Raw genomic sequence first — 23,061 nt, 5'->3', positions numbered from 1 at the left:
TGAACAGATGAACAGATGAACACATTCACCACAAATCCAACGGCACATCACCCTCCTTTATAGACAATGACACCCTAAGAACCCAGGCGCATCTTGGCTCCTCATTCGGAGGGATTCGTCATGCTGAACACGCTCAAACAGATCAACTCAACCTCAGCGTTCAATCGTTGGGCCGGGCTGGAAGTCACCCGTGCGCAGAGCGGTGAAGTGGAACTGACCATGGCCTTTCGCGAAGCGGACATGGCGCAATATTCAGGGTTCCTCCACGCGGGCCTGATCGGCGGCTTGCTCGACACGGCCTGTGGTTTTGCAGCAGGAACGGTGGCGGGCAGCGTGCTGGCTTCGCATTTTTCGGTCAATTGCCTGGCGCCTGCCATCGGCGAAGTGTTCATCGCCCGGGGCCGGGTGGTGAAGGCTGGAAAGAAGCAGGTGTTCGCTCGCGCCGAGCTGTTCGCACAAACCGGTGATCAATTGAAACTGGTGCCGACGGGCGACGCGATTCTGGTGCCGGTCGAGGAGCGCTGAGGGTCTAAGCTGTCCCGGTGAGTTGAAGAACTACCGGAGGTTTCCATGCAGCTCGAAGGTTCCTGCCACTGCGGCGCCGTGTCGTTCAGTTTGACCAGCGTCCACCCTTACCCTTATCAGCGCTGCTATTGCTCGATTTGCCGCAAGACCCAAGGTGGCGGTGGTTATGCGATCAATATCAGCGGCGATGCCGACAGCCTCAACGTGCGTGGGCGCAAACACATCACGATTTACCATGCACGACTCAAGGAGGACGGCGACAAACGTGCCCATAGAAGCACCGCCGAGCGGCATTTCTGTTCCCTCTGCGGTTCCGGCTTATGGCTGTTCAGCCCTGAATGGCCGACCTTGATTCACCCGTTTGCGTCCGCCATCGACACCCCGCTGCCGGTGCCACCGGAACACACGCACCTGATGCTTGGTTCGAAGGCGCCGTGGGTCGAGGTTGAATCAACACCGGGGGATCAGCAGTTCGATGTCTACCCTGAAGAATCCATCGCCGACTGGCACACCCGCCTGGGCCTGAGCGGCTAGACGCGCTCGCGAATATTGTTCCTGCAACTCAAGCGGCTACTGGCACGCCACTGTGAAACCGAAACTCGACGTCGGGGGATTCAATCAGCTCTTGCTCGGCGGCACGAACCCTGTCGATCACCTGCGCGATGTCCTTGGCGTCCCCGTACTGGTAGGCCAGCTTCAGGTAACCCTGGAAATGCCGGGCCTCGCTTTTCAGCAGACCAAAGTAGAATTTGCCCAGTTCTTCATCCAGATGCGGTACCAACGCCTCGAAACGCTCGCAGCTGCGCGCCTCGATGAACGCGCCGACCACCAGCGTATCGACCAGCTTCACCGGCTCGTGACTACGTACTACTTTGCGCAGGCCTGACGCGTAGCGCCCGGCGGACAATTGACGGAGTTCGATCTTGCGTTTTTTCATCAGGCGCATGACCTGTTCGTGATGCACCAGCTCTTCCCGGGCCAGGCGTGACATGAGGTTGATCAGATCGACATGGGAGTGGTACTTGGCGATCAGACTCAACGCCGTACTCGCGGCTTTGAATTCGCAGTTCTTGTGGTCGATCAGCAGCGTGTCCTGATCGGCCAGCGCGGCCTGGACCCAGCCGTCGGGAGTGCGGCAGCCGAGGAACTCGTGAATTTCGGGAAGGATCATGGGGCTCACGGATAGAAGGTTCAAAACGAAGGGCGCCGATTATACCGGCCTGCCCGCAGACCACCAGTCGCTAACCGTTGATATGCATCAAGTCCCGAACTCGCGACCAGCAACTATAGTTGTCCCACGCAGTATTTTTTACTTCCTGGAGATCCCGAACATGCAAGCCATTCGTAGCATTCTGGTGGTCATCGAGCCCGAACACTCGGAAAGCCTGGCGCTCAAACGCGCCAAATTGATTGCCGGCGTGACCCAGGCCCATTTGCACCTTCTGGTGTGCGATCGCAAGCACGACCACAGCGGCATGCTGGGCGTGCTCAAAGCCGCGCTGCTGGAGGACGGCTATAGCGTCACCACCGAGCAGGCCTGGAATGAAAGCCTGCACGAAACCATCGTTGATGTGCAGCAGGCGGAAGGTTGCGGGCTGGTAATCAAGCAACATTTCCCCGACAGCCCATTGAAAAAGGCCCTGCTGACACCGGCGGACTGGAAACTGCTGCGTCACTGCCCGAGCCCGGTGCTGCTGGTGAAAACCGCGAAACCGTGGAAAGACGGGGTTATTCTGGCCGCCGTCGATGTTGGCAATACCGATGGCGAACACCGCCAACTGCACTCCACCATCATTGATTACGGGTACGACATCGCCAGCCTGGCCCACGCGCATCTACACGTGATCAGTGCCCATCCGTCGCCGATGCTGTCCTCGGCCGACCCGACATTCCAACTCAGTGAAACCATCGAGGCGCGTTACCGCGAACAGTGCAAGGCGTTCCAGGCCGAGTTCGATATCGACGACAGTCACTTGCATATCGAGGAAGGCCCGGCGGATGTACTGATTCCGTTCATGGCGCACAAGCTGCACGCGGCGGTGACGGTGATTGGTACGGTGGCGCGGTCCGGGTTGTCCGGGGCGCTGATCGGGAATACGGCGGAGGTGGTGCTGGATGCGGTGGAGAGTGATGTGCTGGTGCTGAAGCCGGAGGGGATCATGGATCATCTGGAAGAGATCGTGACTCACCATTAACGCAAAGCAAGATCAAAAGATCGCAGCCTTCGGCAGCTCCTACAGGTAAAACGCAATCCACTGAGCTGCCGAAGGCTGCGATCTTTTGACTTTAAAACTCAGCCGCCAAAGGCATCCTTGAGAAAACCCGGCGCAATGTAGCGCTGGTAATGCGCCTCGGAGAGCAAGAAGAACTCGCGATCAATCGCGTCTCTCAATTCCGGCAGGTTCCAGTCCCGAAACTCCGGCATCAACACCATCCCGTAGGCTTCCAGGTTGTTGATCACCCGCGCGCCCCGCGCGATGAGCTGATAGGCCCAGCAGTATTCCGACTGGTGCGGCACAAAGCGGATCTTGCGTTGTTCCAGCTGCACACGCAGGCGCTGGGGATCGAAAACTTCCAGCTTACTGGCCATCACCTGGGACAACAGCTGTTCCAGTCGCAACCACACGGCGCGCTTTTCCTCCTCGTTGTAACCATTCCAGTTGATCACTTCATGGTGGAAACGCTTGCAGCCACGGCACACCAGATCACCGTAAACAGTGGAGCAGAGGCCGACGCAGGGGGTCTTGATGGTCTGATTGGGCATAGGTAAGGAGAGCACGGGAAAGCAGGACAGATCGGCATGTTAGCCCTTTGTCCCACATTGATCACCCCTCAACGTTGAGGGCCTTTGGGTCGACTGGATTTCGCCACGCGCAGCAACCGCTGCTCGCGCCCTGCTTCACACCTGGTCCCCCGGCAATGCAATTCTCCACCAAAGTCCAATAGGGACCGACTTACCTTTAAATTTTTTTTGCCGTAGAATCAGCCAGCCTTTTAAGGCGCCAATGTCCGTTAGAAGCTGTTTTCAAAGCGTCACGAGCACAGTCGTTCCTTCAGAGCGGTGTTGGCGAAGGGTTTTTCCAGCGGGGAAAAGCCCAACGCCAACCCTCATCAGCTCCCCGTTCTGCAGGCGTAAAACTTTGAAAGCAGCTTCTGTAAGGAATTGTCGGTAATTCTGGCTAAGTGGCCCACAACGCCACGCAGCGCATGAGTACGACAATTTCGGGATGAGCGTCCCGGACACCCATTTGGGACCACTGATGAGGGTAATAACTGTGCTTGAAGCCTACCGCAAACATATCGAAGAGCGTGCAGCACTGGGTATCGTTCCCCAGCCGCTTAACGCCGAACAAACAGCCGGCCTGGTCGAGCTGCTGAAAAATCCCCCGGCTGGCGAAGAAGCTTTCCTCGTTGACCTGATCACCAATCGCGTTCCGCCAGGTGTGGACGAAGCAGCCTATGTAAAGGCTGGCTTCCTGTCCGCCCTCGCCAAAGGCGAAGTCTCCTCCCCTCTGATTGACAAGAAACGCGCTGTTGAACTGCTCGGCACCATGCAAGGCGGCTACAACATCGTGACCCTGGTTGATCTGCTGGAAGATGCCGAACTGGCACCCGTAGCCGCCAAAGAACTCAAGCACACCCTGCTGATGTTCGACGCATTCCACGACGTCGCGGAAAAAGCCAAGAACGGCAACGTTCACGCCAAGGCCGTGCTGCAATCCTGGGCTGACGGCGAGTGGTTCAAGAACCGCCCTGTACTGGCCGACAAGATCAGCCTGCGCGTGTTCAAGGTCACCGGCGAAACCAACACCGACGACCTGTCCCCTGCCCCGGACGCCTGGTCCCGCCCGGACATCCCGCTGCACGCCCTGGCCATGCTGAAAATGGCCCGTGAAGGCATCGTGCCTGACGTCCAAGGCGTCACCGGCCCGATGAAGCAAATCGAAGAAATGCGTAACTCCGGCTTCCCGATCGCCTACGTCGGTGACGTGGTCGGTACCGGTTCTTCACGTAAATCGGCCACCAACTCGGTGCTGTGGTTCTTCGGCGACGACGTTCCTTTCGTGCCGAACAAGCGTGCTGGCGGTTTCTGCTTCGGCAGCAAAATCGCTCCGATCTTCTACAACACCATGGAAGATGCTGGCGCACTGCCAATCGAATTCGACGTTACCAACATGAACATGGGCGACGTGATCGACCTGTACCCACATGCTGGCAAAGTCTGCAAACACGGCACCGACGAAGTCCTGACCACCTTCCAGATGAAGACTCCGGTTCTTTTGGACGAAGTCCGTGCTGGCGGCCGTATCCCGCTGATCATCGGTCGCGGTCTGACCGACAAGGCTCGTGCCGAACTGGGCCTGGGCCCTACCGACCTGTTCAAGCTGCCTGAAGCACCTGTCGACACTGGCAAGGGCTTCACCCTGGCACAGAAAATGGTCGGCAAGGCGTGCGGTCTGCCAGAAGGCAAAGGCGTTCGTCCTGGCACCTACTGCGAACCGAAGATGACCACCGTCGGTTCCCAGGACACCACCGGTCCAATGACCCGTGACGAACTGAAAGACCTGGCATGCCTGGGCTTCTCGACCGATCTGGTGATGCAGTCCTTCTGCCACACCGCGGCCTATCCAAAGCCGATCGACGTGACTACCCACCACACCCTGCCTGACTTCATCATGACCCGCGGCGGCGTTTCCCTGCGTCCGGGCGACGGCATCATCCACAGCTGGCTGAACCGCATGCTGCTGCCGGACACCGTCGGTACCGGTGGTGACTCCCACACCCGTTTCCCGATGGGCATTTCGTTCCCGGCCGGTTCCGGTCTGGTCGCGTTCGCCGCAGCCACTGGCGTTATGCCGCTGGACATGCCGGAATCGATCCTGGTGCGCTTCAAAGGCAAAATGCAACCGGGCGTCACCCTGCGTGACCTGGTTCATGCCATTCCTTACTTCGCGATCCAGGCTGGCCTGCTGACCGTCGAGAAGAAAGGCAAGAAGAACGCCTTCTCCGGCCGCATTCTGGAAATCGAAGGCCTGGACAACCTGAGCATCGAACAGGCTTTCGAGCTGTCCGACGCCTCGGCTGAACGTTCGGCTGCCGGTTGCACCATCAAGCTGTCGAAAGAGTCGATCACCGAGTACCTGAACTCCAATATCACCCTGCTGCGCTGGATGATCGGCGAAGGCTACGGCGATGCACGTACTCTGGAACGTCGCGCTCAAGCGATGGAAGCCTGGGTTGCCAACCCTGAGCTGATGGTTGCCGATGCTGACGCCGAATACGCTGAAATCATCGAAATCGACCTGGCCGACATCAAGGAGCCTGTGCTCTGCGCGCCAAACGATCCGGACGACGCCCGTCTGCTCTCCAGCGTTGCTGGCGAGAAGATCGACGAAGTATTCATCGGTTCGTGCATGACCAACATCGGTCACTTCCGCGCTGCCGGCAAGTTGCTGGAGCAGGTCAAGGGTCAACTGCCAACTCGTCTGTGGCTCTCGCCTCCGACCAAGATGGACGCTCACCAGCTGACCGAAGAAGGCTACTACGGCATCTACGGCAAGGCCGGCGCGCGCATGGAAATGCCGGGCTGCTCGCTGTGCATGGGTAACCAGGCACGTGTAGAGCCGAACTCGACTGTAGTCTCCACGTCGACCCGTAACTTCCCGAACCGTCTGGGTGACGGCGCAAACGTCTACCTGGCTTCGGCTGAGCTGGCGTCTGTTGCTTCCATCCTGGGTCGCCTGCCGACCGTCGAGGAATACATGGAATACGCTGGCCAGATCGACAGCATGGCGGCTGATGTATACCGCTACCTGTCCTTCGACCAGATCGCCGAGTTCCGTGAAGCTGCAGCGAACGCCAACATCCCGGTCGTTCAAGCCTAACGTTACACAGCAATAAAAAACGCCGCCCATCGTGAGATGGGCGGCGTTTTTTTGTGTGTAAGAAAGGTCCTTATAGTACTGGCCTCATCGCGGGCAAGCCCGGTTCCCACAGGGTTTGTGGTGTGTCTAGATGCAGTGCTCGAACGCAGTCACTGTGGGAGCCGGGCTAGCCCGCGATAGCGGTATGTCAGTGGGTACATGGCCAGCAGTCACACTGTCGCAAACAGCCTCACTCTCACGTTAGGTCAAGTGTTCAGCCTCAAGGCCTGCTGAACCGCCCCATCCACGCTCAATCCACTCAGCACCACGCTGTTAGCCTCTACCTCCGGCAACTCAGTCAGCGCGATTTGCGCGCGATACTTGAGACGGGCCAACACCAGCCGTTTACCTTCGCCATGCACGCGTCGAAAAAACTCCTGCAACGCTTCAATACTGGTGCCATCAAGGTCCGGCGACTCCTCCAGACTTAAAATCACCGTGTGAATCGGCGTCTGCGAATGCCGGATCAAGTGCAAAGCGCCGCCCAGAATCCGTTCGACGTTAGCAAAAAACAACGCCTCACTCGGCCTGACAATCAGCACACCGGGTTCCGTTACAGCCGCAGGATGGCGCTGCACATCGACAAAATCGTGTCCGTCATCGATGCGGCCGAGCACCTGGATATCCGCAGCCGACAGCTGCTTGAGCATCAGCAACACACTGATTGCCACCGACACCAGCAAGCCGTCCAGCACACCCAGGACCAGCACCGCGCCGACGGCACAGATCACCAGCACTCGATCACGGCGCCAAATGAAATACCGCCCCAACGGTTGCAGGCTCAAACCACGGCCCAAGGCATGAATGACGATGGCAGCGAGAATGGGCTCCGGGGTCAGGGCAATGTAGGGCAGCACGGTCAAGAGAATCAGCAATACCACCATCGCTGCCACTCCACCGGCCAGGCGTGAAGTGGCGCCCGCGGCTTCATTGGCCGACGTCGCCGAATACCCGGCTCCCGCCGGCATGCCGTGAAACAGGCCCGACAGCAGATTGGAGGCACCCAGGGCCAGCAGATCGCGGTTCGACGTGACGCGATCCCCGTGTTTGAGTGCATACGAACTGATCGAACCAAAGGACTCGGCGTACAGGATCATCACCATGGCAAACGCCAACTCGCCCAGCCGCAGCCAGTCGGTGAATGGCAACGCCGGCCAGGTGGGCACATCCAGGCTCAGGTCGATGACACCGATCAGCTTCACCCCATAGGCCGACAGGTTCAGCCACTGCCCCGCCATGATACCGATCACCACCACCAGCAACCCGCCCGGCAGGCGCCGAAAGCGCGCGAACAGACACAACAAGGCCAATGCCACGGCGCCCACCGCTGCCGCCACCCAGTTCCATTGCGGCAGTTGTTCCAGCAATTGCGGCAGAAACCGCACCAGATTGGTTTCGGTCAGGTGCACGCCAACCACGTTGGCAACCTGCTTCAAGATGATGGTCAGGGCCAGGCCAAAGGCAAAGCCGCGCAGTACCGGTTTGGCGATGAAGGATGTCACGCTCCCCAACTTGAACAGCCCCGCGAGCAGGAAAAACGCGCCCGTCATCAGCACCAGGCCTACGGCCAGGGTTGAGCGCAGTTGCGGATCACCGTCGGCCAGCGTCGCGGTGGCAGCAGCCAACACCGCCGCAGAGGAGGAAGTCGCCGAGACAATGGCAAATCGGCTGGTACCGAACACGCCATAACAGAGCAAACCGGCAAACAGCGCGATCACTCCAGCCTGGGGGGCCAGCGCGGCGATACTCGAATACGCGACCGCTTCCGGCAGCAGCAGGCCGGCAATCGACAACCCGGCCAACAGGTCCCGCCAACGGTTGGGCTGTTCGGTAGAATTTGAGGCTTTGGCACTGGGCAATCCGCTGTCTCCAGGCGAAAAAAAACCGCTGCAGGTAACGCCTGCAGCGGCCACTGTAACTGTCATTCAGGCACTGCGCGAGCAGGCCGGGCGATCACGCACTCAACGAATAAATCAACGCCGAAATCGCCACCAGACCTACCGCCGTCACGAACACATTGGAAGCCTGCCCACGGTACCGCGCCATCGCCGGAACCTTGCGGATCGCGTACATCGGCATCAGGAACAGAATCGCCGCAATGATCGGTCCGCCAAGGGTTTCGATCATGCCCAAAATACTTGGATTGAGCGTCGCAACGATCCAGCACACGATCAACATGAACGCCGCCGTCATGCGATCCAGGGTCTTGGGCGCCGGACGCTTGCCGCTTTTCGCGATCAGGCCCTTGAGACCTTCACTGGCACCGATGTAATGCCCCAGGAACGACTTCGAAATCGCCACAAAGGCAATCAACGGCGCCGCAAAGGCGATGGTCGGATTGCTGAAATGGTTAGCCAGATACGAAAGGATCGACAGGTTCTGCGCCTTCGCTTCTGCCAACTGCGCCGGTGACAAGGTCAACACACAGCTGAAGACGAAGAACAGCACCATGACCACCATCAGCGCGTGGGCGCGCGACAGGATCTGCGAGCTGCGCTCTTCGGCATGCGCACCGTAGCGACGTTTCTGATCCACCGCGAACGCCGAGATGATCGGCGAATGGTTGAACGAGAACACCATCACTGGAATGGCTAGCCACAGCGTGTGCAACAGCGCCGACGGCTCGGGAAGCGTCGACGCGGTGGCCAGGATGCCGCCATTCCAGTGCGGAATCAGGAACACTGCCAGAAACAGCAACGCAACGATGAACGGATAGACCATCAGGCTCATCGCCTTGACGATAACCTGCTCACCGCAGCGCACCACGGCCAACAGGCCAAGAATCAACACCAACGACAACACGGCGCGCGGTGGCGGCATGATGTGCAGCTGATGCTCGAGGAAACTGCCCACGGTATTGGTCAGGGCCACGCTGTAGATCAGCAGGATCGGGAAGATCGCGAAGAAGTACAGCAATGTAATCAGCGCGCCAGCCTTGATCCCGAAGTGCTCTTCAACCACTTCGGTGATGTCGGCACCTTCACGCCCGGACAACACGAAGCGGGTCAGGCCACGGTGCGCATAAAACGTCATCGGGAACGCCAGCACCGCAAGCACCAGCAACGGCCAAAAACCGCCCAGCCCTGCGTTGATGGGCAAAAACAACGTGCCTGCACCGATTGCAGTGCCGAACAGGCCCAGCATCCAGGTGGTGTCATGGCGATTCCAGCCTTCGAGGCTGGTCGGTTTCGCCGTTACATAGCGTTCGTCGACGCTATTGGCCTGATCATTCATCCGGTGGGATCTCCGCATTCCGGTCAGTTGCTACCCGGTCAGGACGAGTCGGAAAAATCCGACAGGCAGCGCCCTGGCCGAAACAGGGGCGCGATTGTCCGGGATTAATGAACAGAAGCAAAGACTTAGCTGAGGAGTGGTTGTACGGATCAGATGATGTACGCGAAATCACCCACCTACAGGTCCCCATTACATTAAAGGAGAACCGTCATTCCCCGCTTGATAAAGGTCCACCATCATGTATTTTGGCTTGACTGACAATTGACTGGAGTCATCCCATGCCACTGGTTCGCGTCGACATCAAAAAAAATCAGGACCCCACCTTCGCCAAACGTGTTGGTCAGCAGATTTATGCCGCGATGCGTAGCGCCATATCTGTGCCGGAGAACGATAATTTTCAGGTCCTGAACGAACACGACGAAGATCATTTCATCTTCGATCCTCAGTACCTGGGCATCCACCGCACCGACAATTTGGTAATGATCCAGATCACCCTGAGTGAAGGCCGTTCCGATGACCTGAAGAAACTCCTCTACAAGACCATCGTCGACAACCTTAATGCTGAGCTGGCGGTGCACCGGGAGGATGTATTCATTAATCTGGTGGAAGTGAAGAAAGAAAACTGGTCGTTCGGCAACGGAATTGCCCAGTACGCCCTCTGATTTCCCACCTTTATAGCTGTGAGCCGCCCATGCCCCGTGTTTCCCGCAAACAAGCTGATCTCAACCGCGAAATCATCGTTGATTCCGCCACGCGCCTGTTCCGTGAGCGGGGGCTGCACGGAATCAGCGTCATCGATGTCATGGCCGCTGCAGGTCTGACCCACGGCGGCTTCTATGGCCATTTCGAGTCCAAGGAAGCCTTGGCGCGGGAGGCCAGTGATCGCGCGTTCCAGCAGTCGGGTGAGCGTTGGCAAGCCAGAATCGCTGAGAGTGCGGATAACGACACTGCCCGCCGCGCCCTCATCGAGCCTTACTTGTCAGCCGCCAGTCGCGACAACCCGGGTGACAGTTGCCCGGTAGTGGCCTTTGCCGGGGACATGTGCCACGAAGCCGTCGATAGCGGATTGCATCAGACATTCAATGAAGGGCTCAACCAATTGCTACAAATTTTTGGATCGTTGCAGAACACTGGCGACGACGCTCAGGATCGACAGCAGGCGCTGGTGCAGTATTCGTTAATGGTGGGGGCACTCACTCTTGCCCGGGCCACTCGGGGCGAACCGTTATCCGATGAGATTCTCGAGGCAGCACGGTGTTTTCTGAGCCAGGCTTGAAATACTCTTCAAGCAATATGATCTATCACTTTATATAAGCAGGAATAGTCCTACAGACAAAACATATAAAAACCTATACAGCGCACTACTTTAAACATAAACACTTAATTGTAACAAGCATCCGCCCGCTATTGAGCGACCCGTCTTCTCGGACTATATTTTTTGCGCTTTGAATGTGTACACCTAAAAAGCGGCAATCAATAAATCTGAGAAGGCGATAGTTCCATGCATAAAAAAACGATGACGTTCAGATGCCTGCTTCTGGCGGCACTGTTGTGTCCACTCGGTAGCTTTGCACAACAAGCGCCCGCCACGGCCGATATCCGAGACCTGGCCTCCTCTCCTCGATGGCTGACCACCAAGGTGTATATCGAGGGTGCCCCACAAACGGACGTGAAAGCCAATTATCCAGGCGTGGTCGGAATATCGACGTGGGACCCGGAACGCAATCGCTATGAGTTTTTTTACACCGACACAGGAAAATCAAAGTACGACAATGGAGGTGGCGGGTACTTCTTTATCACCGGCGATCATAAAACCCACGTTCTGGTACCCGATGTCGGGCCGACCAAGACAATGGTCAGGCGGCTGGAAACATTGAATCAGAGTGAGTTCACCTACTCTCGTGAAGTGCCCCGAGACATGGTAGAAAACAACCCGCTTGTGCGCATTCATGTCGTTCATGCCCCTTACACTGGAACTGTAGAGACACCCTCTGCGCTTAAGCCGGGCACACCTGCAATTCCATAAATCAATCGATCATCTCTACATTATCTCTCTGCCGGGTCCTGACCCGAATTGTAACTTTATTTGAATTACCATCGACCAAGTTCAAACATGGAGATTCACCGTGCGGAAAACAATCAGGACATTGCTGGTATCTACGCTATTTGTTTCCGCAGCCTTCTGCGGCGCGGTCAATGCGCAGACAACAACAAACTCCGCTGCTAAAACTGCCGTTGCCACACCGGAAAATGCCGTCATGCTGACAGTTTTTTTAAAGCATGATCAGTCAAGGCCCCTGGGCGAACTGAAAGCTCAGCTTGCCCGCCAAGGCTTCTATAAGACATTCCCTCCCGCGGGAGTCGAGGTTGTCAGCTGGAACATCATGATGGGCATCGGACAAGTCGTCACACTGCGACTTCCAGCCTCTCGTTTGGCTGAAGTAAACCTTGCACTCGAAAATACGGCGTGGGGAACCTACAGAACCGAGTTCTACCCGACCTATGATTTCAAAGCCATCGCACTGGCGGAACAAAACAAGGCTAACCAGTCGCTAACGACCCAGTAACACTTAAGCAGCACACTGCATTTGCAGTGTGCTGCGCCATGACCTCAAAACCCTTGCAGGTAGCTGAGTCGTAAATTTGCTTCTTGCGCGAAGCAGGCCAGACTGAAAAACACCGACGCGGCGATAACCACCATTGCCAAGTGGTTCTGTAATCAGCACTCTGAAACGACGTATGACGCCCGACACGCCTACGACCACAGGAGCATAGTAATGCCCGCAACCGTTCTGATACTGGTTGAAACTATCAATGACTACCTGCCGATTCTCGAACACCAGGGCTTCCACCTGATTCTGGCCCCGACACCTGCCGAACGCGCGGCAGCCATCACCCGCCATGGTGCTCAAATCGACGCAGTCCTGACCCGTGGCCCGCTGGGTTTATACGCCGATGAAATTGCCGCACTGCCGGCGCTCAAGATCATCTGCGTGATCGGTGCCGGTTATGAACACGTCGACCTGCAAGCCGCTGCCGACCGGGGCATCACCGTCACCAACGGCGCCGGGGTCAACGCCTCCTCGGTTGCCGACCACGCCATGGCCATGCTGCTGTCGCTGGTGCGCGATATCCCCCGCTGTGATTCTGCCGTACGCCGGGGCGAGTGGCCGAAGATCATGCGCCCTTCCCTGGCAGGCAAACACCTGGGCATTCTCGGCCTCGGTGCCGTCGGCATGGCCATCGCCAAACGCGCCGCCCTTGGCTTCGACATGACGGTGAGCTATCACAACCGGCAACACCGCAAAGACGTGCCGTACGATTTTTGCTCCACCCCAACCGAGCTGGCGCGTGCATCGGACTTCCTGGTGGTCGCAACACCCGGCGGCATAGGCACCCGGCACCTGATTAACAGGCAAGTGCTCGATGCTTTGGGCCCGAACGGCTTTATCGTCAACATCGCTCGTGCCAGTGTGGTCGCAACCGCAGACCTGATCAGCGCCCTTGAGCAACGCAGGATCGCCGGAGCGGCGCTGGATGTCTTCGACAATGAACCCCATGTCCCGGATGCCCTGAAAGCCCTGGCCAATGTGATCCTTACTCCGCATGTCGCCGGGCTGTCGCCCGAGGCCACTCAAGGCACCGTGGAATTGGTGGGTCGCAATCTAGTGGCGTTCTTCTCGGGCGAGCCGGTGCTGACACCGGTCAGCCTGCCGACTGCCCTGAGTAGCGCAGTGCTGTAAGCGCAATTCAAACAGCTGTATCAAAAACAATGATCGCCCGGCAACACGCTCACCTATAAGGGCGGTTGGTGGTTGTGGGTGCCGGGTGTGCGCATTAGATTAGCCAATAGTTTCAGGCCACCAGAATAAGCAGAAGGGATAAGCATGGCGCTTACTGACCAGTCCACCCGTACTCGCACCGGCGAAGAACTCGATGCCAGCCTTATCGACCCCTACCTCAAGGCCCACATTCCTGGCTTGAGTGGCTTGCCTCGCATCAGCCAGTTCCCGGGTGGCGCATCAAACCTCACCTATCTACTGGAATACCCCGAACAAGAGTTTGTCCTGCGTCGGCCACCTTTTGGCCACAAGGCCAAGTCCGCGCATGATATGGGCCGCGAATTTCGCATCCTCAATCAACTGCGTGACGGCTTCCCGTACTGTCCCAAAGCCTACGTACACTGCACCGACGAATCGTTGATCGGCTCCGAGTTCTATGTGATGGAACGGGTCAATGGCATCATCCTGCGCTCTGAACTGCCACCGGAACTGGGGCTCGATGCCGCGAACACCGAAACCCTGTGCAAGAGCTTCATCGACAAGTTCGTCGAGCTGCACCAGGTCGACTACAAGGCCTGTGGCTTGGGCGACCTTGGCAAACCCGAAGGCTACGTGGCGCGGCAGATCCGCGGCTGGAGCGATCGCTACGAAAAAGCCCTGACCCCGGACGCCCCTCAATGGGAAGTGGTGAAAGCCTGGCTTAATGACAAGATGCCCGCCGATCACCCAACGTCGAGCATCGTTCACAACGACTACCGCTTTGACAACGTAATCCTCGACCCGAACAACCCAATGCAGATCATCGGTGTGCTCGACTGGGAACTGACCACTCTCGGCGACCCGCTGATGGACCTGGGCAATACCCTCGCCTACTGGATCGAGGCTGGTGATCCCGCGCCGGTCCAACTCATGCGCCGCCAACCGAGCCATGCGCCTGGCATGCTCACGCGCCGCGAGTTCGTCGACTACTACGCCGAGCGTGCGGGCATTCAGATCGACAATTTCGATTTCTACTACACCTACGGCCTGTTTCGCCTGGCCGGGATCGTGCAGCAGATCTACTACCGCTTCTTCCATGGTCAGACCCAGGACAAACGCTTCGCGCAGTTCATTCACATGAACAAACTGCTGGAGCAGATGAGCTTGCAGGTCATCCAGAAATCCAGCCTTTGATAACGCTTCAGGCCCAATAACAAGACTTTTTACAAGGGAATTCCATGTCCAAGACTCAGTTGTTCGACCTCGACGGCAAGATCGCTTTCGTCTCCGGCGCCAGCCGCGGTATCGGTGAAGCCATCGCCAAACTGCTGGCCCAGCAAGGTGCCCACGTGATCGTCTCGAGCCGTAAGCTCGACGGTTGCCAGCACGTCGCCGACGCGATCATCGCGGCAGGCGGCAAAGCCACCGCCGTCGCTTGCCACATTGGTGAAATGGACCAGATCAGCCAGGTCTTCGCCGGTATCAAGGAACAGTTCGGTCGTCTCGATATCCTGGTCAACAATGCCGCGACCAATCCGCAATTCTGCAACGTATTGGACACTGACCTCAGCGCCTTCCAGAAAACCGTCGACGTGAACATTCGCGGCTACTTCTTCATGTCGGTGGAAGCCGGCAAGCTGATGCGCGAGAACGGCGGCGGCAGCATCATCAACGTCGCGTCGATCAATGGCGTTTCGCCGGGCGTGTTCCAGGGCATCTATTCGGTGACCAAGGCCGCCGTGATCAACATGACCAAGGTCTTCGCCAAGGAATGCGCGCAGTTCGGCATCCGCTGCAATGCGCTGCTGCCGGGCCTGACCGACACCAAGTTTGCGTCTGCATTGGTGAAAAACGAGGCCATTCTCAATACCGCACTGCAGCAGATCCCGCTGAAGCGTGTGGCCGATCCGAGTGAAATGGCAGGGGCGGTGCTGTACCTGGCGAGCGATGCTTCGAGCTACACCACCGGTGTTTCCTTGAACGTGGATGGTGGATTCCTTTCCTGATACAACAGCGTCCCCCTGTGGGAGCGTGGCTTGCCCGCGATGGCCGTTAACGATGACGCGTATGTCCAGTAAGAACACATCATCGTTGACGACCATCGCGGGCAAGCCTTGCTCCCACCGGGTGCGGTATTTACTGAGTGATACAGCGCGTCAATTCGGTCTGACGCGTTACCTGACCATCACCTCGCATATCACCTTGCACCTCAGTGCTTTGTGATGTTTCGCAGGTGCGTTCGAGCGGCGGTGGCGGAGCGGGAGGTGGCGGCGGTGGCGGACTGGAACAACCCGCCACAATCAGTGCGCAAAGGACAAGCGACAGCGGCGAAAAAATACGTTTCCCAAGACTGTTCATAGGCTGACCCGCGGTAAGTAATCGACACTTTCCGCGACACGACGACAACACCGCGAAATCGCGGACCGGTCACAGAAAATAATACCCTCGCTTTCCTTATAGCCTAGCCAGCGTTCAATGCCAGTAAATGGCCACTTTGTGACTACAAAGGGCCGAGTTGATGCAGATTGTTACTTTCAAGCTCGTAGCGCAGCTCTTCTACCAGCGCCGCCACCGCATTGGGCGTTCTGAGGTTGTGCAGGCTCAATCCACTGACCACCAGATCCACCTGGCCTGATGCGGGATGGTAAAGCTTCACCGTTAACGAGTTGTCACCCGTCAAACTACAATCACAGGCCAAGGGTGAAAAACTCCGCTCCAGTTCGGTACGCAATTGCACTAGAGAAATCATAAGAATTCACCTCGGCAGCGGCGCAAAATCGACCGGCGTACTGCTGTGTTCGTTGTCAATATTGCAATTCCTTCAGCGGGTTCACAAAAACGCAACCAGGGTCTGGACCCCCATGTCGCATTCTTTACAGGCTACGAGTAGCGCCTCCCGCACGACACGTACATTTGCACCCCCTCGCTTAGTGCATTTGCACCCTATCGCTGTCCTTTGGTTCTCCATTCGCCCGAAAACAAGCCACGCTCCCTCGCCCAGACAATCGCCTCACTCCGGCTGTGTACATTGAGCTTCGAATAGATGGTCGATACGTGATTACGCACCGTGTTGGGCGCCAATTTCAGTCGAGCGGCAATTTCCTTGTCAGCCAAGCCTTCGCAGATCAACTCCAGCACGTCACGCTCGCGCGCCGTCAGATCAGTAAAAGACGCGCTGAGGAGTTTCGGCGAATTGACGCTTTTCACATTGGCAAGCTTCTCGATCAGCGTGCGACTGAACCATGACGCGTCTTTCATCACTTCTTCGATCGCCGCCACCAGCTCCAACTCAGTGCGTTTACGCTCGGTGATGTCCATCATTACCAGCAGGTAGCAAGGGTTGTCCTGAATGTTCACGGTGTCGGCCGACACGGCGCAGTCGATCAGCTCGGCGTTTTTCTTTCGCAGGCTGACATCGATGCGGTCCAGGCTGGCCGATTTCTCCAAGGCGGCAAACAGGCGTGCCTGAGCACCCTTTTCATGGATAAAGCCGATTTCCGTAATGGTCTTGCCCAGCACTTCTTCACTGGGATAAGCGAAGGTGTCGAGGAAGGCTTCATTGATATCCATCACCACCTGATCGCTGGCGCCGCATACCAGGATCGGTACCGGAGTCAGACGAAAAGCCTTGGCGAACCGCTCTTCACTTTGACGCAGCGCTACCTCGACCTTGCGCCGGGGTTCCATATCGACAAAGGAAAACAACATGCAGTCCTCTTCGTTGAAATCCAGCGGCTGCCCGGCAACGATTACCTGTTTGCTACCGCCCTCAGGAAGTTTCAATTCAGCCTGCATTTGCGGAATGGTCGCGTGTTCACGCAATCGTGCGATTGCCAGGTCCTTTTTTTCGGCACCCTCCAGGATATCCAGCTCATAGGTCGAAGCACCGATCACTTGATCGCGGGTGTAACCGGTCATCTCCAAAAAGCCCGAGTTGACCTTGATGTAGCGCAAATCGCTGAGACGGCAGATCACTGCCGGCGCCGGATTGGCATGGAATGTCTTTTCGAACCGCTGTTCAGCGCTGGCCCATTCCGTCACATCGTCCATGATCAGCACCAGCGACTCAGGGTCGCCGGCACTGTCGGTCAGCACCATGCTGCGCACGTTGTGTACCCAGACGCGTTCGTCATCGTCAACCGGGGTCACTTCAACCAGCACGTCGCCGAAGGTCTCGCCACGGGCAACGCGGTTGATCGGGTAGTTTTCGACGGCGACCGGGTGATTATTGCGATAGCGCAAGGCAAAACGCTTGGCGTACTCCGTGGAATCGGCGCCCAGATCGCTGATGCGACCCACACCGTGCATCGTCAGTGCAGCTTCGTTCGCCCACAGAATGGTCTGGTCAAGTTCGAGCAGGATCACACCATCAGACAGGCCGGCGATGATCTGCTGCAATTGGCGGCGATTGGTTTCGGTGGTCAGGACGTCCTGGCTCATTGGCTCTCCACTTATAGGTCCGCACCAACTTGCGGTGCTCAGTGAAGATGTCGACCTCAGCGACTTGCGATAGTGCAAAGACCTTCAACGGCCGCTGCAGTTTCCCTATGTAGCAGCTGTCGAGCCTGCGAGGCTGCGTTCGGCTGCGGTGTGGCGAGGGGATTTAGTGAACCGTCGCACCGCCCCGTTGGGTCGCGCAGCGGCCCCAAAATCTTTGCGACTGCTGCGCAGTCGAACGGGGATAAATCCCCTCGCCACACCGCAGCCTCGCAAGCTCGACAGCTGCTACAGCTGACGACGCCGGTTGTTACTGGTTTTTCGTATCCTCCAGGACCAACTCCCGCAAGGTATCCAAAAACAGCTTCAGCACCGGCGATTCGTCGTCAGCGCGGTACGTGGCGTACAGCGGCACTTCCGGCAATGCCGGCGTCAACCGACGGAACACCAGTCCTGCAGGCGCCAACTGCTCAATAGACGCAGGCAACAGCGCCACGCCGAACCCGGCCCGCACCAGGCTGAGCAGCGTTTGTACTTCGATCACCTGCTGGCGAATCTGCGGGGTGAACCCGGCCTTGATGCAGCACTGATACAGAAAATCCGCAAACCTCGACTGCTTGAGCTCCAATGCCACGAAGGGCTCGGTTGCCAGGTCCAGCGGCTCCAAAACCTCTCGCGCCGCCAAGGGATGTTCAGCGGGCATTACCACGCGAATCGGCTCATAGATCAGCAGCTCATTGCGCAGCAACGGATCGTCGTAACCCACACGAAACACGCAGGCATCAATGCGCTTTTCCTTCAGCGCCTTGACCTGCGCCGCTGGCGTCATCTCATGCAGGCGCCAGTTGACCTGCGGATAGCGCTCGCGAAACAGGTGCAACGCACGAGGCAATACGCCGACCATGACCGAACTGATCATGCCGATTTCCAGCTCACCCAATTGCCCGCGACCGGTCTGACGCGTCAGGTCGAGGGCGCGGTTCAGTTGCTCGAACACCAGCGGCGCCTGTTCCTTGAGCATTTGCCCGGCCGCCGTCAACTCGACCCGGTGGTGACTGCGCTCGAATAACGGTGTGCCGAGTTCATCCTCCAACAAACGAATCTGCTGACTCAACGGCGGCTGGCAAATGTGCAACCGCGTGGCCGCCCGACCGAAATGCAGCTCTTCGGCCAGTGCCATGAAATAGCGCAACAGTCGCAGGTCCATGGCGGTTTATCCCAAGGTCAGAGGCGTCGAACGCTGGCGTACGCCGGTCAGGCTGAACAAGGCGTTGGCGATGGCCGGCGCCACCGATGGGCTGCCCAATTCACCGACGCCACCGGGCTTGCCCGGCTCACCGTCCAGCACCAGGATGTCCACCGCCGGCATGTCGGACATGCGCGTCACCCGGTAGTCATGGAAGTTGCTCTGCACCACCCTGCCCTGTTTGATGTCCATGCGGTCGAACAACGCGTGGCCGAGCCCCCACATCAGACCGCCGTAGATTTGCTCTTCGACGCCTCCCGGTGACACTGCCAGGCCGCAATCGACCACGCAGGTCAGCTTCTCCACGCGAGCAACGGCGTCCTTTTTCGACACCTGCGCGACCACTGCAATAAAACTGGTGTAACCCTGGTTGGTGGCGATACCGAGCGCCGTCCCCTCCGGCAACGACTGCCCCCAACCGGCACGCTCGGCGGCGCTTTTCAGCACCGCGACATGCCGTGGCCGCTCTTGCATGTGGGCGAGCCTGAAGTTCAGCGGATCCTGCCCGGCACCATGGGCCAGCTCATCCATGAAGCTTTCGACCGCGAAAACATTCGGGATGAAACTCACCGAACGGTACCAGCCGCTGGGCACCTGGCTTTCATGCTTGACCCACACCAGATCGAGATTCGCCGGGCGGTACGCAAAGTCCCACGCGGTGATGGCCTCGGTGGTGCTGTAGTCCATGTGATCGGGACGTTCGAAATAGCCCGGTTCCCACTGCTCCGGCGACGCGGGCGACACCGCCTCAAGTCGCAATGCCGTCAAATGTCCCTGGGCATCCAGCGCGCCTTTGGCTCGATGCAAGGTCGCCGGGTGCATGAACAGCGAGCGCATTTCATCTTCGCGGCTGTTCATCAACTTCACCGGCACCTTGGCTTGTTGCGCCAGGTAAGCCACTTCAAACAACCAGTATTTGGCCTCGCGCGCACCGAAACTGCCACCGGACACCAACTCATTGATCGTGACCTTTTCCTTGGCGATCTTGCACACGGTTTGCGCCGCTTCCAGTGCCGAGGACGGCACCTGTACGCCACCCCAATAGGTGATCCCGTCGTTCTGAACCTGTGCGGTGATGCACACCGGCTCCAACGGGTTTTGCACTTTGTAGGGCATGCGGTAATCGGCTTCGAGCAGCTTCGTCGCCATAGGCCATTGACCATCGACATCGCCGGCCTTCATGGCAGACACCCGCTGAGCACGCGTGTCATCGAGGGCCAACGCTTGTGCGGCAGCCAGTTCATCACTGTCGAACCTGGCCAGCGGAGAATCGCTCCACTGCACCTTTAGCACCGCACGCCCCTGCTGCGCGGCCCAGTAGTTCTCGGCCAACACCGCAACGCCTTCCTGATTGCCGCCCAGCACGTCCGGCCGCCCTGGAATCGCGATCACTTTACGCACGCCCGGCACCTGCATCGCTGCCGCCGAATCCACCGACACCACCTTCGCGCCGACCACCGGCGTGCGCTCGATCACGGCCACCAACATCTCGGGCAACACCACATCAATGCTGTACTTGAATCGCCCGCAAACCTTCGCCGCGGCATCACGTTTATGCCGTAGCTTGCCAATGTATTTGAACTGCGCCGGGTCTTTCAGGGTGACGTGGGTCGGGGCGGGCAAATGCGCGGCGACTCCGACCAGTTCGCCGTAACCGAGGCGGCGCTGGCTGGCGCTGTGAACCACGTAACCTTCTTGCGTGGTGCAACTGTCAGGTCTGACCTTCCACTGTTTGGCGGCAGCGCTGATCAGCAACGCCCGAGCCGTGGCGCCGGCCATGCGCAAGCGATCGTACTCCAGGGAAACGCTGGTGCTGCCGCCAGTGGAGAAGACTTTCCAGACCGGGTGAATGTAGGTGTCGAAGAACGGATTTTCCGGGGTGATCACCTGCACGGTCATCGGATTGACGTCCAGTTCCTCCGCAACGCAGGCCGCCAATGCCGTCTGGGTGCCGGTCCCGGAATCGTGCTTGTGCACCACCAGTTTCACCGTGCCATCGGGCAACACCCGAACCCAGGCATTCGGTTCGAAGGTGGCGGCAGGCGCTGGCGCTTTCGGGTCGCTGGCGGCCCCACCCGAAGGCAGGTAAAACGCGATGGCCAGACCGGCAGCAACGGTCGCGGTTTGCTTGAGAAAAAGTCTGCGGGGCAACTCAACTTGAGTGAAGCTCATCACGCCTCCTTCGGCGCATTGGCGGCGCGCTTGATGGCTTTGTTGATCCGTCCATAGGTGCCGCAACGGCACAGGTTGCCGGACATCGCGTTGCGAATAGAGTCATCGGTGACCGCCGCCCCGGTGTTGAGCAATGCTGCCGCCGACATGATCTGACCGGATTGACAGTAACCGCATTGCGGGACATCTTCGGCAACCCAGGCCAGTTGCAGCGGATGCTGTTCGGTCGCTGACAAGCCTTCGATGGTGGTGATGCTGTGCCCCGCCACGGCGGCAACCGGCAGTTGGCACGAACGCACTGCGACACCGTCAAGGTGCACGGTGCAGGCGCCGCACAGCCCCATGCCGCAACCGAACTTGGTGCCCGTGAGTTTCAAGTGGTCACGCAATACCCATAACAAGGGCATGGAGGGCGACGTCTCTACCAGCTCGCGTCGTTCGCCGTTTACCGTGAATTCGATCATTGTCAGGCTCCAAGAGAGCGGCCCGTCTTTGTGCAGGCCTGGTGATCGATTATTGGAAGCCTGCGCAATATCGGGCCAGCGACGATTTCTGCCACGTTGTGTAAGTAGGACTAACAGCATGTACAAGCGATACCCGTCGGTGCAGTCCATGAGCGCATTCATTCAGGCCGCCCGCAGCGGCAGTTTCTCCAGCGCTGCGCGCAAGCTCGACCTGACCCACAGCGCCATCAGCCAGCAAATCCGCTCCCTGGAAGACTTCATCGGCCAGCCCCTGTTCGTCCGGGAAGGCGGCGGCAGCAACCTGACCGACGCCGGGCAGCTGTTCGCCAGCGTGTTGTCCGATGGGCTGGCACAAATCGACCGCGCACTGTCCTCGGTAAAAAACCGCAGCGTGGCGCAACGGCTGACCCTGGATGTCGACAGCGAACTGGCCCAGAGCTGGCTCAATCCACGCCTGCCGCAGCTGCTGGAACTCTTGCCCGACCACGAGGTGGTGCTGCTGTCGATGCCACGCTCGGATCGTAGCTCGTTCGAACGAGTGGACCTGGCGTTGCGCTACGGGTATGGCGATTGGGAAGACTGCGAGATGACGCAGATTTGTGGCGACAGCGTCAGTGCCGTGGCCTCACCGGCGCTGCTTGAGCGGCATGGTTTGCAAGTGCCGATCACGCCAGCGCAGATCCTGCAATTGCCATTGCTGGGGTACACGCGCAGGTCGTGGATTCCGTGGCTGGACGCCGCCGGAATGACCCCGACCGAACCGGCGGCGCGAGTGGTATTCGATAATGCGGCGAACCTGATTGCGGCGGCCGAGGCTGGCGTAGGTGCGGGCTTGGTTCGGGGATTATTGGCGGCGGATGCGCTGCGCAGCGGGCGACTGGTGGCGCTGAACGAGGCGCGGATTCCGGCGCATTACAACCTGTATGCAGTGTGGCCGACCGGGCATCGAGAGCGGGTGGCGCCGGTGGTTGAGGCGATCAAACAGTTGGCTTTGCGTACACAACCCTGACGCCATCGCTGGCAAGCCAGCTCCCACAGGGGCCGAAGTGTTAACCAGATCTCTGTCACACGACAAAAACCTGTGGGAGCTGGCTTGCCAGCGATGAGGCCCGCCCAGTCAACACAAAACCATATCGAACAAGTATCAACCCCTCGCCCAATTAATATTGTACGAACACCACCCCCCCTTCCAATACTCCTCCCCAAGCAGCCAGCGTCCCGAGCCGGATGCGACCAGGCGAGGGAATGCGCAGCCATCTGCGCATAGAAATGGCCGATTGCCCGGGATGCGACTGCTG

At 58.4% G+C, this 23,061-nt stretch carries 22 protein-coding genes; 13 read left to right on the top strand and 9 right to left on the bottom strand.

Features of this window, described 5'->3' with window-relative positions:
- The first annotated feature begins 120 nt into the window (after nt 1-120).
- On the top strand, nt 121-525 hold the full coding sequence (locus GBC55_RS04995) for a PaaI family thioesterase (protein WP_162436801.1): 405 nt from the start codon (nt 121-123) through the stop codon (nt 523-525).
- Between the two features lie 45 nt (nt 526-570).
- Nucleotides 571-1,059 carry a GFA family protein gene (locus tag GBC55_RS04990; RefSeq protein ID WP_162436802.1) on the top strand — a complete coding sequence of 163 codons (489 nt, stop codon included), beginning with the start codon at nt 571-573 and terminating at the stop codon, nt 1,057-1,059.
- Nucleotides 1,060-1,087: 28 nt separating this feature from the next.
- On the opposite strand, the gene miaE is transcribed toward GBC55_RS04990, so the two are convergent.
- Entirely contained in the window at nt 1,088-1,696 is a 609-nt protein-coding gene (miaE, locus tag GBC55_RS04985; protein ID WP_162436803.1) for a tRNA isopentenyl-2-thiomethyl-A-37 hydroxylase MiaE, read from the bottom strand.
- A gap of 160 nt (nt 1,697-1,856) precedes the next feature.
- Between miaE and GBC55_RS04980 the strand changes: the two genes are divergently transcribed.
- On the top strand, nt 1,857-2,720 hold the full coding sequence (locus GBC55_RS04980; RefSeq protein ID WP_162436804.1) for a universal stress protein: 864 nt from the start codon (nt 1,857-1,859) through the stop codon (nt 2,718-2,720).
- A 98-nt stretch (nt 2,721-2,818) separates the two neighbouring features.
- On the opposite strand, the gene GBC55_RS04975 is transcribed toward GBC55_RS04980, so the two are convergent.
- Nucleotides 2,819-3,289: a DUF1289 domain-containing protein gene (locus tag GBC55_RS04975; RefSeq protein WP_162436805.1), complete on the bottom strand. Its 471-nt coding sequence runs from the start codon at nt 3,287-3,289 to the stop codon at nt 2,819-2,821.
- A 511-nt stretch (nt 3,290-3,800) separates the two neighbouring features.
- Here GBC55_RS04975 and acnB point away from each other — a divergent pair.
- On the top strand, nt 3,801-6,410 hold the full coding sequence (acnB, locus tag GBC55_RS04970; RefSeq protein ID WP_162436832.1) for a bifunctional aconitate hydratase 2/2-methylisocitrate dehydratase: 2,610 nt from the start codon (nt 3,801-3,803) through the stop codon (nt 6,408-6,410).
- A gap of 245 nt (nt 6,411-6,655) precedes the next feature.
- On the opposite strand, the gene GBC55_RS04965 is transcribed toward acnB, so the two are convergent.
- Nucleotides 6,656-8,308 carry a SulP family inorganic anion transporter gene (locus GBC55_RS04965; RefSeq protein WP_162436806.1) on the bottom strand — a complete coding sequence of 551 codons (1,653 nt, stop codon included), beginning with the start codon at nt 8,306-8,308 and terminating at the stop codon, nt 6,656-6,658.
- 94 nt (nt 8,309-8,402) lie between these two features.
- Entirely contained in the window at nt 8,403-9,683 is a 1,281-nt protein-coding gene (locus GBC55_RS04960) for a serine/threonine transporter (protein WP_162436807.1), read from the bottom strand.
- A gap of 278 nt (nt 9,684-9,961) precedes the next feature.
- On the opposite strand from GBC55_RS04960, the gene GBC55_RS04955 reads away from it, so the two are divergent.
- From GBC55_RS04955 to GBC55_RS04920, 8 genes are all read left to right on the top strand, one after another.
- Nucleotides 9,962-10,345, top strand: coding sequence for a tautomerase family protein (locus GBC55_RS04955; RefSeq protein ID WP_162436808.1), 384 nt, complete (start codon nt 9,962-9,964; stop codon nt 10,343-10,345).
- A gap of 29 nt (nt 10,346-10,374) precedes the next feature.
- Nucleotides 10,375-10,959 carry a TetR/AcrR family transcriptional regulator gene (locus GBC55_RS04950; protein ID WP_162436809.1) on the top strand — a complete coding sequence of 195 codons (585 nt, stop codon included), beginning with the start codon at nt 10,375-10,377 and terminating at the stop codon, nt 10,957-10,959.
- A 225-nt stretch (nt 10,960-11,184) separates the two neighbouring features.
- Nucleotides 11,185-11,709 carry a DUF4822 domain-containing protein gene (locus GBC55_RS04945; RefSeq protein WP_162436810.1) on the top strand — a complete coding sequence of 175 codons (525 nt, stop codon included), beginning with the start codon at nt 11,185-11,187 and terminating at the stop codon, nt 11,707-11,709.
- Nucleotides 11,710-11,809: 100 nt separating this feature from the next.
- On the top strand, nt 11,810-12,250 hold the full coding sequence (locus GBC55_RS04940) for a hypothetical protein (RefSeq protein ID WP_162436811.1): 441 nt from the start codon (nt 11,810-11,812) through the stop codon (nt 12,248-12,250).
- 210 nt (nt 12,251-12,460) lie between these two features.
- A complete protein-coding gene (locus tag GBC55_RS04935) occupies nt 12,461-13,426 on the top strand; it encodes a 2-hydroxyacid dehydrogenase (RefSeq protein ID WP_162436812.1) in 966 nt (321 codons plus the stop codon).
- A 144-nt stretch (nt 13,427-13,570) separates the two neighbouring features.
- The gene (locus tag GBC55_RS04930) at nt 13,571-14,638 is read left to right on the top strand and encodes a phosphotransferase family protein (protein WP_162436813.1); all 1,068 of its coding nucleotides are present in this window, start codon (nt 13,571-13,573) and stop codon (nt 14,636-14,638) included.
- Between the two features lie 44 nt (nt 14,639-14,682).
- Complete coding sequence (locus GBC55_RS04925; protein WP_162436814.1) at nt 14,683-15,450, top strand: SDR family oxidoreductase; 768 nt, start codon at nt 14,683-14,685, stop codon at nt 15,448-15,450.
- 61 nt (nt 15,451-15,511) lie between these two features.
- Nucleotides 15,512-15,667: a hypothetical protein gene (locus GBC55_RS04920; RefSeq protein ID WP_162436815.1), complete on the top strand. Its 156-nt coding sequence runs from the start codon at nt 15,512-15,514 to the stop codon at nt 15,665-15,667.
- A gap of 277 nt (nt 15,668-15,944) precedes the next feature.
- Here the strand turns inward: GBC55_RS04920 and GBC55_RS04915 are convergent, their stop codons facing one another.
- From GBC55_RS04915 to GBC55_RS04895, 5 genes are all read right to left on the bottom strand, one after another.
- Nucleotides 15,945-16,193 (bottom strand): DUF1652 domain-containing protein, encoded by a 249-nt coding sequence (locus GBC55_RS04915; protein WP_162436816.1) that lies wholly within the window; start codon nt 16,191-16,193, stop codon nt 15,945-15,947.
- Nucleotides 16,194-16,387: 194 nt separating this feature from the next.
- Nucleotides 16,388-17,884, bottom strand: a complete 1,497-nt coding sequence (locus GBC55_RS04910; RefSeq protein WP_162436817.1) for a helix-turn-helix transcriptional regulator — start codon at nt 17,882-17,884, stop codon at nt 16,388-16,390.
- Between the two features lie 307 nt (nt 17,885-18,191).
- The gene (locus GBC55_RS04905; RefSeq protein ID WP_162436818.1) at nt 18,192-19,088 is read right to left on the bottom strand and encodes a LysR substrate-binding domain-containing protein; all 897 of its coding nucleotides are present in this window, start codon (nt 19,086-19,088) and stop codon (nt 18,192-18,194) included.
- Nucleotides 19,089-19,094: 6 nt separating this feature from the next.
- Nucleotides 19,095-21,299, bottom strand: coding sequence for a molybdopterin cofactor-binding domain-containing protein (locus tag GBC55_RS04900; RefSeq protein ID WP_162436819.1), 2,205 nt, complete (start codon nt 21,297-21,299; stop codon nt 19,095-19,097).
- The gene (locus GBC55_RS04895; protein ID WP_162436820.1) at nt 21,299-21,763 is read right to left on the bottom strand and encodes a (2Fe-2S)-binding protein; all 465 of its coding nucleotides are present in this window, start codon (nt 21,761-21,763) and stop codon (nt 21,299-21,301) included. The genes GBC55_RS04900 and GBC55_RS04895 overlap by 1 nt, the downstream gene beginning before the upstream one ends.
- Nucleotides 21,764-21,881: 118 nt before the next feature.
- On the opposite strand from GBC55_RS04895, the gene GBC55_RS04890 reads away from it, so the two are divergent.
- A complete protein-coding gene (locus GBC55_RS04890; RefSeq protein ID WP_162436821.1) occupies nt 21,882-22,772 on the top strand; it encodes a LysR substrate-binding domain-containing protein in 891 nt (296 codons plus the stop codon).
- The last annotated feature ends 289 nt before the right edge of the window (nt 22,773-23,061 follow it).

This window comes from Pseudomonas sp. TNT3, assembly GCF_010095445.2.
Lineage (GTDB): Bacteria > Pseudomonadota > Gammaproteobacteria > Pseudomonadales > Pseudomonadaceae > Aquipseudomonas.
Note: the sequence above shows the minus strand (reverse complement) of the source record. Positions and strands in the feature narration are given on the sequence as shown.